Genomic DNA, 12,172 nt, shown 5'->3' with positions numbered 1-12,172 from the left:
CCCGCCATGAACCGCCCCACCCTGCCCCCCACCGACGACGAGCTGCACGCCTGGGTCGACGGCCAGTTGCCGCCCGAACGCCGCGAGGCGGTCGAGGATGCGCTGGCGCGCGATCCGGCCGTGGCCGCCCGCGTGGCGGCCTGGCATGCCCAGCGCGACGCCTTGCGCCGGCTGCACGGCGGCCTGCTCGACGAACCCGTGCCCGCGCCGCTGATGGGCGTGCTCGAACGGCGCCGTGCCGAGGCCGGTCGCTCGACCCCCTGGCTGCGCTGGGGCGGCATGGCCGCCGGCCTGCTGGTCGCCTTCGCGGCCGGCTGGCTCGGCAATGCCCAGTGGTCGAGCGCGCCGCGCGCGGCCGGTGCCTCCTTGGCGCGCGCACCGGCCGTGCGCGAGTTCGTGCGCGACGCCTCGGTGGCCCACGTCGTCTACACCCCCGAGAAGCGGCACCCCGTTGAAGTGGCCGCCACCGAGCAGCAGCACCTGGTGCAGTGGCTGTCCAAGCGCCTCGACCACCCGCTCAAGGTGCCCGACCTGTCCTCACTCGGCTACAGGCTGGTCGGCGGACGCCTGCTGCCCGGCGAAACCGGCGCGCGCGCGCAGTTCATGTTCGAGGACGCGGCGGGCGAACGCATCACTCTCTACATCGGCACGCTCGACGCGCAGGCCGCAGACGCCGCTGCCGCGCGCGAAACCGCCTTCCGTTTTGCCTCGGACGGCGCCGTGCCGAGCTTCTACTGGGTCGACCGGGGTTTCGGCTATGCCGTGGCCGGTCGCCTGCCGCGCGATGCGCTACTGAGACTCGCGACCCTGGCCTACCGCGAGTTATCGTAGCGACGGCATAAACTGCCGGTTCGCGCATTCACCTGGCTTGTTTTCGCGATTGATTTTTCAACTGAAGGAGAAACTGCATGAAATTGCTCAGCGCCTCGATCCTCGCAGCGGCACTGCTCGCCGGCTGCGGCGGCATGTCCACCAAGACCGCTGGAGCGCCCGACACGCCCACCCGCACCGCCGACGGCGTGCTGGTCGGCCCGAACGGCATGACGCTCTACACCTTCGCCCGCGACACCGCCAATGCCGGTACCTCCGCCTGCAACGGCCAGTGCGCCACCAACTGGCCGCCGCTCGCGGTGGCCGACGCCGCCAAGCCCATGGGCGGCTACACCATCATCGTGCGTGAAGACGGCAAGAAGCAATGGGCCTACAAGGGCTGGCCGCTGTACTACTGGGCCAAGGACACCAAGGCCGGCGACAAGACCGGCGACGGCGTGGCCAACGGTGCCTGGAAAGTCGCCCGTCCCTGATGCGGTCGACGTGATGGCGCCGGCCTGACCGGCGCCCCCACCCACGAAAGCCTCGGCCTGCGCCGGGGCTTTTTTCATGGTGCACGGCAGAATGGCCCGATGACTTTTGCCGACACCCACCCGGATGCCTTCCACGCGCTTGTGTCCCACGGCCTCATCACCGACGCGCAGCACGATGCCGCGCTCGCGCATCCCGAGGCCCCCGCCCTGCCACTGATTCCCGGCCCCGCGCATGCGCTGGCCTGGATGCGCCTCAAGAACCTGATCGCCGAGGAAGAACTGGATGCGGCTGTGGAACGCCTCGAAGCCACCTCGCCGGCCGTCGCGGCGTTCACCGAAGCGGAAGACATCGCCTACGACGCGGACGACCTGCTGGACCTCGGCAAGACCGGCATCACGCACGAGGCCGTGATCGCGCTATTCAACGAAGGGCTGATCGACACCGAGACCCGCGACCTGGCGCTGCGTGCTGCGCCCCTGACCGGCGCGCCCGCCGCCCTGGGCCCCACGCTGGGCTGGCTGGTGACCGACGGCCTGCTCGACACGACGCCGTTCGAAGCGCTCCGCGCCCGTGTTGCCGCCGAGCCGGCCTTTGCGACGGCAGCCGACCACCGACGCATCCTCGACGAAGCCCAGGCGATCGTCGCCGCCGACGAGCAGGAGACCGCCGACATGCTCAAAGAGTTCGCGCGCAGCCAGCAAGCCAGCTGGCGCAACTTCGGAATGATCGTGGTGGCCGTCGTGATCGTGATCGGCTGGTACCTCTTCGGCCGTTGAGGGCGGCGAAAGGTCAGTGCGCGCCCGGCAGCGCGCTGTCCGCCAGCGTGGTGCGGCGCCCGCGCAGCGCGAGCAGCTCGTTGAACACCAGCGCCCCGATCACGAGCACGCCGCCGGTCAGCACGCTGGCCGCAGGCGCCTCCCCGGCGCCGAGCCAGGCCAGCGCGATGCCGAAGATCACCTCGAGCAGCGCAAGCAACGCCACCTCGGGTGCCTTGAGCACCTGCGCGCACAGCACCGAGAGCACACAGGGAATCGCCAGCTGAAAGACACCTAGGAAGGCCAGCAGTCCCAGGTCATGCAGCCCGGCACGGAACGGCCAGGCCAGCGGCAAGGTGACGAGCGCGGAGAGGGTCGCGCCGATCAGCACCGCAGGCACCAGGTCGACATCCTGCCCCTTGGCGTGCGCATGCTGCACCACGGTCCATTGCGTCGCGCCGGCCAGCGGCACGCACAGCGCCACCAGCGTGCCGACGAGCGAACCGCCACCACCGCCCAGCAGCTGCGTGCCGTACATCCAGCCGATGCCCAGCCCGGCGACCACGATGGCCGCCCAGGTGCGTGCAGGCAACCTGTGCCCGATGAAGAGACGCGCGGCCAGTGCGGTGAACAGCGGCCCGAGCGACATCGTGACCAGCACGCTCGCGGTGGAGGTGAGGGTCAGTGCCACCATGAAGGCCGTGAACATCACGGCCCAGCAGACGCCCGAGATCCACAGCGAGCGCCCGCCGCGGCGCAGCTGCGAGAACACCGCCCGCCCCCGCCAAAGCGGCAAGATCACCAGCAGCGCCAGCATCGTGAAGAGGCTGCGCCAGAAGGTGATCTCGAAACTGTGCGCCTGCGCCAGGTGCCGCGTGACGACGCCCGCCGTGCCCCACATGAGGGTCACGACGACCATCAGCCCGACAGCGGCGCCGTGCGTCAGGCGCATGGCCGATCGAAGGCGATCAGCCGTTCGACGTGTCGCGGCCGGCGCGCTTGCGGTCGCTTTCCTTCAGGAAACGCTTGCGCAGGCGAACGCTCTTGGGCGTGATTTCGACCAGCTCGTCGTCCTCGATGAACTCGACGCCGTATTCCAGCGTGAGGTCGATCGGGGGCGTGATCTTGATCGCGTCTTCCTTGCCGCTCACGCGGAAGTTGGTCAGCTGCTTGGTTCGCGTGGCATTCACGACCAGGTCGTTGTCGCGGCTGTGGATGCCGACGATCATGCCTTCGTACACCGGATCGTTCGCCTTCACGAACATGCGGCCGCGGTCGTCCAGCTTGCCCAGCGCGTAGGTGAAGATTTCACCGTCGTCCATCGAGATCAGCACGCCGTTCTTGCGGCTGCCGATCTCGCCCTTGTGGGCTTCGTAGCTGTCGAAGATGTTGCTGATGAGGCCCGAGCCACGCGTCAGGTTCAGGAATTCGTTCGTGAAGCCGATCAGGCCACGCGCCGGAATGCGGTACTCCAGGCGCACGCGGCCACGGCCGTCCGGTTCCATGTTGACCAGCTCGCCCTTGCGTTCGCCCAGTGCCTGCATCACGCCACCCTGGTGGGTTTCCTCGATGTCGGCCGTGACCAATTCGATGGGCTCGTGCTTTTCGCCGTTCACGGTGCGGAACACCACGCGCGGCTTCGACACGGCCATTTCATAGCCTTCGCGGCGCATGTTTTCCAGCAGGATGGTCAGGTGCAGTTCGCCGCGGCCCATGACTTCGAAGATGCCTTCTTCGTCGGTCTCGCTCACGCGCAGGGCCACGTTGTGCTGCAGTTCCTTTTGCAGGCGGTCCCAGATCTGACGGCTGGTCACGAACTTGCCTTCGCGGCCGGCCAGCGGGCTGGTGTTCACGCAGAAGTTCATGGTCAGGGTCGGTTCGTCGACCTTGAGCATGGGCAGCGGCGCAGGCTTGTCCTTATCGGTCACGGTGACGCCGATGCCGATGTCGGCGATGCCGTTGATCAGCACGATTTCGCCGGGGCCGGCTTCGGTCGATTGCACGCGGTCCAGGCCCTGGAAGGTCAGCACCTGGTTGACGCGGCCCTTGACGGTCTTGCCGTCCGGACCTTCCATGACCAGCACGTCGGTCATGGGCTTGAGCGTGCCCTGGCTGATGCGACCCACGCCGATGCGGCCCACGAAGGTCGAGAAGTCGAGGGCGGAAATCTGCAGCTGCAGCGGCGCGTTCGGATCACCCTTTTGCGACGGCACGTGCTTCAAGATGGTGTTGAACAGGGCCGACATATCGGGGCCCCACTGCTCACCGGGTGCGCCTTCTTCGAGCGACGACCAGCCGTTGATGCCCGAGGCATACACCACGGGAAAGTCGAGCTGTTCATCGGTCGCACCGAGCTTGTCGAACAGGTCGAAAGCGGCATTGACCACCTTGTCGGGGTTCGCGCCGGGCTTGTCGACCTTGTTCACCACCAGGATCGGCTTCAGGCCCAGGGCCAGTGCCTTCTTGGTCACGAAACGCGTCTGGGGCATCGGGCCTTCCTGCGCGTCGATCAGCAGCACCACGCCGTCGACCATCGACAGCGCACGTTCCACTTCACCGCCGAAGTCCGCGTGGCCCGGGGTGTCGACGATGTTGATGTGCGTGCCTTCCCAGGTCACGGCGCAGTTCTTGGCCAGGATCGTGATGCCACGTTCCTTTTCGATCGCGTTGTTGTCCATCACCGTGTCGACGACCTTCTCGTGCTCGGCGAAGGTGCCCGACTGGCGCAGCAGCTGGTCGACCATGGTGGTCTTGCCATGGTCCACGTGGGCAATGATGGCGATATTGCGGATTTGCTTGGTACTCATGGTGTCGCTTCGGTCTGTGGTGCGTTCAAAAGAATTTGCTGAATTTCGATGGGGTTCAGCAAGCGCCCCGGGATCAGTTCGCCGGCGCTCACGTGGGCGGTGCCCAGGAACGCCTGCGGGTCGGTGCCGAACACGGCCACCGCCTCGGCATCGGCCCAGCCGCCGCGGCGGCGCAGGCCCGAGAGAAAACGTGCGGCATCTTCGGCCGCAAGCGTGACGCGGCTGTGGCCGTCGACCAGCGCTTCGGGAGGCAACAGGCGTGCCAGGCGCTCGTCTTCGGTCATGGCTTCGAGCGCTTCGATGGTGACGCACTGCGCCTGCCCGAAGCCGCCCGTGGCCGTGCGGCGCAGCGAGGTCAGGTGCGCGCCGCAACCCAGGGCCTCGCCGATGTCCTCGCCCAGGGTGCGAATGTAGGTGCCCTTGCTCACGCTCGCAACGATGCGAATGCTGGTGTCATCCAGCTGCGTCAGCGCGAGTTGGTGAATGACGACGTCGCGCGGCGCGCGCTCGATCTCGATGCCTTCGCGTGCGTACTCGTACAGCGCCTTGCCGTCTTTCTTGAGTGCGCTGTGCATCGGTGGCACCTGGCGGATGGGGCCGGTGAATTGGGCCTGGACGCGGGCCAGATCTTCAGATGAAACCTGCACCGGCCGTTCAGCGATCACTTCGCCTTCGGCGTCACCCGTGGCGGTCTTGACGCCCAGGCGCGCGACCGCCTCGTAGGTCTTGTCGGCGTCCAGGTGCAGTTGGCTGAATTTGGTGGCGGCGCCGAAACACAGCGGCAGCACGCCTGTGGCGAGCGGATCGAGCGTGCCGGTGTGGCCCGCTTTTTCGGCGCGCAGCAACCACTTGGCCTTTTGCAAGGCCTGGTTGCTGGAAAACCCCAGCGGCTTGTCGAGCAGCAACACCCCATGCACAGGGCGCCGCTGCACCCGTGTGCGTGGCGCGTTCATCGCTAGTCGTCTTTCGAGCGCGAAGCAACGGCCTGTGCGATGAGCGCATTCATGTCGGCCGCACGCTCGGTGGTGCGGTCGAACAGGAAGTGCAGCGTCGGCACGGTGTGGATGTGCAGGCGCTTGAACAGGCCGTTGCGCAGGAAGCCCGCGGCCTGGTTCAACGCTTCGGTGGTCTCGGCCACGTCGCCCGTAAGCAGGCTGAAGAAGACCTTCGCATGCGCATAGTCGGGCGTGACCTCGACCGCCTGGATCGTGACCATGCCCACGCGCGGGTCCTTCAACTCGCGCGCGATCAGCTCCGTCAGATCGCGCTGGATCTGGTCGGCGACCTTGAACGCGCGGTTGGGTGCGGCTGCTTTTCTTTTCGGCATGGCCTCTTTCGCGTCGAACGCTTACAGCGTCCGGGCGATTTCCTTGATCTCGAAGAATTCGAGCTGATCGCCTTCCTTGATGTCGTTGTAGTTCTTGAGCTTGATACCGCACTCAAAACCTTCGCGGACTTCGCGGACATCGTCCTTCATGCGCTTGATCGAGTCGACTTCGCCGGTGTAGATCACCACGTTGTCGCGCAGCAGGCGGAAATGCGCGCTGCGGTTGACCGAGCCCGAAGTGACGTACGAGCCGGCCACGGTACCGATCTTCGAGGCCACGAACACCGTGCGGATCTCGGCCGAGCCGATGATCTCTTCGCGGCGCTCCGGTGCCAGCATGCCCGACATCGCGACCTTGATCTCGTCGACGGCGTCGTAAATGATGCTGTAGTAGTTCAGCTGAACGCCATTGCCTTCGGCCAGCTTGCGCGCACCGGCATCGGCCCGCACGTTGAAGCCGATGACCACTGCCTTCGACGCGATCGCGAGGTTGATGTCGCTTTCGCTGATGCCGCCGACGCCGGCGTACACGATCTGCACCTTGACTTCTTCGGTCGCCAGCTTGAGCAGCGACTGGGCCAGTGCTTCCTGCGAACCCTGCACGTCGGCCTTGATGATGATGCGCAGCGTCTGCACTTCGCCCGCCGACAGGTCGGTGAACATGTTCTGCAGGTTCGCGGCTTGCGCCTTCGCCAGCTTGGTGTTGCGGAACTTGCCCGCACGGTAGGTGGCGATTTCGCGCGCACGGCGCTCGTCGGCCATCACCATGAACTCGTCACCTGCCTGCGGCACTTCGGTCAGACCCTGAATCTCGACCGGGATCGACGGACCTGCCGACTTGGTGGCCTTGCCGTCTTCGTCCAGCATGGCGCGCACGCGGCCATAAGTGGAACCAGCCAGCACCACGTCGCCGGTCTTGAGCGTGCCGGACTGCACCAGCACCGTCGCGACCGGGCCGCGGCCCTTGTCCAGCTGCGCTTCGATGACCAGGCCCTTGGCGGCGGCATCCACCGGCGCCTTGAGTTCCAGCACTTCGGCCTGCAGCAGCACCTGCTCGAGCAGGTCGTCGATGCCTTGGCCGGTCTTGGCCGACACCGGCACGAACGGCACGTCGCCGCCGTACTCTTCGGGCACGACCTCTTCGGCCACCAGTTCCTGCTTCACGCGGTCCAGGTTGGCGTCGGGCTTGTCCACCTTGTTGATCGCAACCACGATCGGCACACCCGCCGCCTTCGCGTGCTTGATGGCTTCCTTGGTCTGGGGCATGACGCCGTCGTCGGCCGCCACCACCAGGATCACGATGTCGGTGGCCTGCGCACCGCGGGCACGCATGGCGGTGAACGCCTCGTGACCCGGGGTGTCGAGGAACGACACCATGCCGCGTTCGGTTTCGACGTGGTAGGCACCGATGTGCTGCGTGATGCCGCCGGCTTCGCCCGCGGCGACCTTGGCGCGGCGGATGTAGTCCAGCAGCGAGGTCTTGCCGTGGTCGACGTGACCCATGACGGTCACGACCGGTGCGCGCGGCAGGGCTTCGGCCTGTTGCGCCGACACGTCCTCGTCGGTGAAGGCTTCGGGATCGTCCAGCGCGGCAACCACCGCGTTGTGGCCCATTTCCTCCACGATGATCATCGCGGTGTCCTGGTCGAGGGACTGGTTGATGGTCGCCATCATGCCCAGCTTCATCAATTGCTTGATGACTTCCTGCGCCTTCACGGCCATCTTGTGCGCGAGCTCAGCGACCGTGATGGTCTCGGGCACGTGCACTTCGAGCACGCGCGCCTCGACCGGTGCGGCCGGTGCGTGCTGCTCGTCATGACCGCCACGGTCGTTGCCGCGACGGCCACGCGGGCCTCCGCGCCAGTTGCCGCGGCTGACACCCCCGCTGGCATCGCCGCGGGTCTTGATTTCCTTCTTCTTGGCAGGATCGCCGGCCCAGCTCGACGAGAGCTTGGCGGACTTGACTTCCTTGCCGGCACCGGCGGCGGCCGGCGCTGCGGCGCCAGGGGCCGCAGGGGCGCCCGGGCGGCCCGGCGGCGTGGCCGGCTTGTGCAGCGTGCCCTTGACCGTCGACTTTTCAGGCTGCGGCTTCTCGGGCGCCTTGTGCGGCACCAGCACGCGGGCCGGTGCGTTCATCATGGCGCGGATGGCTTCGGCTTCGGCCAGGGCCTTGCGGCGACGCTCGTCGAGGTCCTTGGCGCGGGCGGCTTCTTCGTCGGCACGGGCCTTCGATTCGGCGGCGGCCTTGGCCTTGGCGTCTTCCTTGGCTTGCGTGGCGGCGTTCTGGGCGGCCAGCTTGGTGTCGGCAGCCTGCTTTTCGGCGACGGCAGCGGTTTCTGCTGCCGCAGCGGCGGCGGCCACAGCGGCCGGTGCGGCCGGGGCAGCCACCGGCTGCTTCGCAGCTTCCTTGGCCGAGGCAGCGGCGGCTTCAGCGGCCTTCTTCTCGGCGGCGATGCGCGCAGCTTCCTGCTCGGCCTGTTCGGCGCGCTCGGCCTTTTCGGCCTGCTCGCGTTCGCGGGCTTCGGTTTCTTCGCGCTGGCGACGCTTCTCGGCCAGCTCTTCTTCCTGGCGGCGGATCAGCTCGGCCTGTCGGCGTGCGTCTTCCTCGCGGCGGGCCAGTTCGGCTTCGTCGATCTGGGGCGCGGCCGGTGCGGCGGACGTTTCGGCCGCCTGCTGCTGCGCGCCTTCGGCCGTGGCCGGGTGGCCTTCATCGCGCTGGATGAAGGTGCGCTTCTTGCGCACTTCGACCTGGATGGTGCGGGCGCGACCGGTGGCGTCGGCCTGCTTGATCTCGCTGGTCGACTTCTTGGTCAGCGTGATCTTCTTGCGCTCGGGCTCGGCCGTGCCGTGGCTGGCCTTCAGGAAGCCGAGCAAGCGCTGCTTGTCGGCCTCCGTGAGTGCATCGGTGGCGGCCGCTTTGGGCACGCCTGCGCTCTTGAGCTGGTCAAGCAAGGTTTCGGGAGTCTTCTTGAGCTCGTTCGCGAACTCGGCGACAGTGGTACTGGACATATTGCTTTCGTGCCTCCATACCGTCACTCTTGGCCGGCGAACCAATGTTCGCGGGCTTTCAAGATGAGGGCTTTGGCGTCATCGGCGCTCAGGCCGGTGATTTCGGTGAGTTCATCGACCGCGAGGTCGGCCAGGTCGTCACGGGTGTTCACACCCGCTTCAGCCAGCTGCGGAATCAGGTCGGGATTGAGGCCTTCGAGGTCGCGCAGGTTCTGCGAGACGGTTTCGACACCTTCTTCCTTGGCGATTTCCATGGTCAGCAGCGCATCCTTTGCACGGGCGCGCAGCTCATTGATGGTGTCTTCGTCGAAGGCCTCGATCTCAAGCATCTCGGAGATCGGCACGTAGGCCACCTCTTCGAGGCTGTTGAAACCTTCCGAAATCAGGATGTCGGCGATTTCCTCGTCGACATCGAGCTTTTCCATGAAGAGCTTGCGGCTGGCATCGGTCTCGGTCGCCTGCTTCTGGGCCGACTCGTTCGCGTCCATGATGTTGATCTTCCAACCGGTGAGGTCGGAAGCCAGGCGCACGTTCTGGCCGCCGCGGCCGATGGCGATCGCGAGGTTTTCCTCGTCCACCACCACGTCCATGGCGTGTTTTTCTTCGTCGACCACGATCGACGAGACATTCGCCGGCGCCAGGGCGCCGATCACGAACTGGGCCGGGTCTTCGCTCCACAGCACGATGTCCACGCGTTCGCCGGCGAGCTCGTTCGTGACGGCGTTGACGCGGGTGCCGCGCACGCCGACGCAGGTGCCGATCGGGTCGACACGCTTGTCGTGCGAGAGCACGGCGATCTTGGCGCGCGAACCGGGGTCGCGGGCGCAACTCTTGATCTCAAGCAGGCCTTGCTCGATCTCGGGCACTTCCTGGCGGAACAGCTCGATCATGAACTCGGGGGCCGAGCGCGACAGGATGATCGGCGCGCCGCGCAGCGTCAGGTCGACCTCCATGATCATGGCCCGCACGCGGTCGCCGTTGCGCAGGTTTTCCTTGGCGATCATCTCGCTGCGGCGCAGGCGGCCTTCGACGCGCCCGGCTTCCACGATGATGTCGCCCTTGTCCAGACGCTTGACGGTACCCACGAAGATCTTGTCGCCGCGCGACATGAAGTCGTTGAGCAGCATCTCGCGCTCAGCGTCGCGGATCTTCTGCAGGATGACCTGCTTGGCAGCCATGGCACCGATGCGCCCGATCGGCACCGAATCGACGGATTCCTCGATGTATTCGTCGACCTCGATGTCGGGCATCTCCTCACGAGCCTCAAAGAGCAGGATCTCCTGGTCGGGCAGTTGCAGGCCGGCTTCATCGGGCACCACGTGCCAGCGGCGGAAAGTTTCGTAGTCGCCGCTGTCGCGATCGACCGCCACGCGGATATCCACGTCACCCTGATGGAGCTTCTTGGTGGCTTGCGCCAGTGCGGATTCGACCGCGCCGAAGACCACGTCGCGCTCGACGTTCTTCTCGCGCGAGATCGCATCCACCAACATCAACATTTCGCGATTCATGCCACCACTCCTCTTGTTCAGTCCGGAACGTTCATTCCGTCGTCAATATCCGAAAAACCCGGTTGGATTTTGGCCTTGCGGCCCTTGAAATCCACAATCGGCGCGAGCCGCGCATCGCGCAGCTCGTCCAATACGAAGCCCAGCGCATGCAACGGTGCAGGCGCGCGCTTCTTGCTCACTTTTTGACCCGGCTTGGTCTCGGGCGCATCGCTCCAGACGATCTGCCAACCCGAACCGCCTTCAGCACGCTCCAGCGTGCCGCGAAACTTCTTGCGATTGGCCGACACCTGGCCCGCCGCGGCAGCACCCATGGGAGCCTTGAGGGTGATGTCGATCACCGCGCCCACGAATCGCTCGAAATCCTGTTCATTGCGCAAGGGGCGATCGATACCGGGCGAGGAGACCTCGAGCCGCTTGTAATCGACCGCATCGACTTCCAGCGCGAATTGCAGCTGGCGCGTGACCTTCTCGCAGTCTTCCACCGTCACGAAGGGTTCGGGCACGCCGGCCGCCACTTCTTCAGAGGTGGGGGGCGTCCAGGGCAAATCAATCGTCACGCGCAGCAATCCACCGGCCGAGCGTTCGACCTCGACCAGGTCGTAGCCGAGACCGGCCACGGTTTGTTCTACTGTTTGCTGCAATGCCACGTGTTTGAAAGCGCCTTCTGAATCAATGCCCAAGCCGCAGCACCCGCCCACCACGGATGCCACGACGCCAAATAATTGCTGCTTGAGAATGCATAGACCAAAAAAAACGGGCGGTTGGTACCCGCCCGTTTGGTCGTGAGCCTCGAATTATATGCTATTCGCGTGCATAAATGAAGGACATCGGTATTCAGGCGGCCACAGGGCGCCGGTATTTCGACCAGACCACGGCAAACAGCACCGCGCCCAGGGCCAATGCGGCCGCCGCCACCAGCAAAGGCAGCTCGAAAGAACCGGTGCGCTGGGCCAATGGCGCCGCAAACAGCGGCCCGATGATCTGCCCCACCCCGTAGGACGCCGTGGCATAGCCGATCAACCCGGCCGCGGCATTCCCGCGCAGCCGTCGAGCTTCCCGCATGGCGAAAAGCGTGATGGCGGTGAAAGGCATGCCGAGCAGCAGGCTGCCGAGTGCAAAACCCGCAATGGTCGGCCAGGCCACTGAAAAAACAACGCCGAGCGCCTGCAATGCATAAGCGGCGGCCAGCAGCAGCCGATTGTCCCAATGCACCGGGGCGCGGGCGCCGATCAATGCGCCCGGAATGATGGCTGCGCCGAACAGCGGCCAGAAGAAATCCGGCCACGGCGATCCCGGCAGCGCCTGCCGGGCGATCACGGGCAGGAAGGTGGCGGTAATGATGTAACCAAAGCCTGCCAGCCCATAGAGCACGACCAGCCAGATCGCATCGCTGCGCGCTGACGCCGATCCCGAAGCACCGCCCGCAGCAACAGCCGGACTCGCCGCCGCCCCGCCAGCCAC

11 protein-coding genes are annotated in these 12,172 nt (G+C 66.1%); 3 read left to right on the top strand and 8 right to left on the bottom strand.

The genetic code is table 11. The features are described 5' to 3' along the window. Positions 1-6 precede the first annotated feature (6 nt). From AC3WQR_RS27465 to AC3WQR_RS27455, 3 genes are all read left to right on the top strand, one after another. Positions 7-831 (top strand): anti-sigma factor family protein, encoded by an 825-nt coding sequence (locus tag AC3WQR_RS27465; protein ID WP_492744969.1) that lies wholly within the window; start codon positions 7-9, stop codon positions 829-831. A 77-nt stretch (positions 832-908) separates the two neighbouring features. After that, positions 909-1,304, top strand: coding sequence for a COG4315 family predicted lipoprotein (locus AC3WQR_RS27460; protein WP_062479812.1), 396 nt, complete (start codon positions 909-911; stop codon positions 1,302-1,304). A gap of 99 nt (positions 1,305-1,403) precedes the next feature. Further along, positions 1,404-2,081, top strand: a complete 678-nt coding sequence (locus AC3WQR_RS27455) for a hypothetical protein (protein ID WP_492744967.1) — start codon at positions 1,404-1,406, stop codon at positions 2,079-2,081. Between the two features lie 13 nt (positions 2,082-2,094). Here the strand turns inward: AC3WQR_RS27455 and AC3WQR_RS27450 are convergent, their stop codons facing one another. The 8 genes from AC3WQR_RS27450 to AC3WQR_RS27415 all read right to left on the bottom strand — a co-directional run. Continuing rightward, positions 2,095-3,012, bottom strand: coding sequence for a DMT family transporter (locus tag AC3WQR_RS27450; RefSeq protein WP_492744965.1), 918 nt, complete (start codon positions 3,010-3,012; stop codon positions 2,095-2,097). 16 nt (positions 3,013-3,028) lie between these two features. After that, positions 3,029-4,867, bottom strand: coding sequence for a translational GTPase TypA (gene typA, locus AC3WQR_RS27445; protein ID WP_095745387.1), 1,839 nt, complete (start codon positions 4,865-4,867; stop codon positions 3,029-3,031). Further along, the gene (gene truB, locus AC3WQR_RS27440; protein WP_492726914.1) at positions 4,864-5,820 is read right to left on the bottom strand and encodes a tRNA pseudouridine(55) synthase TruB; all 957 of its coding nucleotides are present in this window, start codon (positions 5,818-5,820) and stop codon (positions 4,864-4,866) included. Before truB ends, typA begins: the two co-directional genes overlap by 4 nt. A 2-nt stretch (positions 5,821-5,822) precedes the next feature. After that, positions 5,823-6,194, bottom strand: a complete 372-nt coding sequence (rbfA, locus tag AC3WQR_RS27435) for a 30S ribosome-binding factor RbfA (RefSeq protein ID WP_070060772.1) — start codon at positions 6,192-6,194, stop codon at positions 5,823-5,825. A 21-nt stretch (positions 6,195-6,215) separates the two neighbouring features. After that, the gene (infB, locus tag AC3WQR_RS27430) at positions 6,216-9,203 is read right to left on the bottom strand and encodes a translation initiation factor IF-2 (RefSeq protein ID WP_062479820.1); all 2,988 of its coding nucleotides are present in this window, start codon (positions 9,201-9,203) and stop codon (positions 6,216-6,218) included. 23 nt (positions 9,204-9,226) lie between these two features. Beyond that, entirely contained in the window at positions 9,227-10,711 is a 1,485-nt protein-coding gene (gene nusA, locus AC3WQR_RS27425) for a transcription termination factor NusA (RefSeq protein WP_062479821.1), read from the bottom strand. A gap of 17 nt (positions 10,712-10,728) precedes the next feature. Further along, positions 10,729-11,358 (bottom strand): ribosome maturation factor RimP, encoded by a 630-nt coding sequence (rimP, locus tag AC3WQR_RS27420; protein WP_492744963.1) that lies wholly within the window; start codon positions 11,356-11,358, stop codon positions 10,729-10,731. Positions 11,359-11,545: 187 nt separating this feature from the next. After that, positions 11,546-12,172: YbfB/YjiJ family MFS transporter (locus AC3WQR_RS27415; RefSeq protein ID WP_492744961.1), on the bottom strand; the 627-nt coding region annotated here is incomplete at its 5' end.

It is taken from the genome of Variovorax sp. FW305-3-2-15-B-LB1 (genome assembly GCF_058787635.1).
This window is presented reverse-complemented; position numbering and strand designations above follow the sequence as displayed.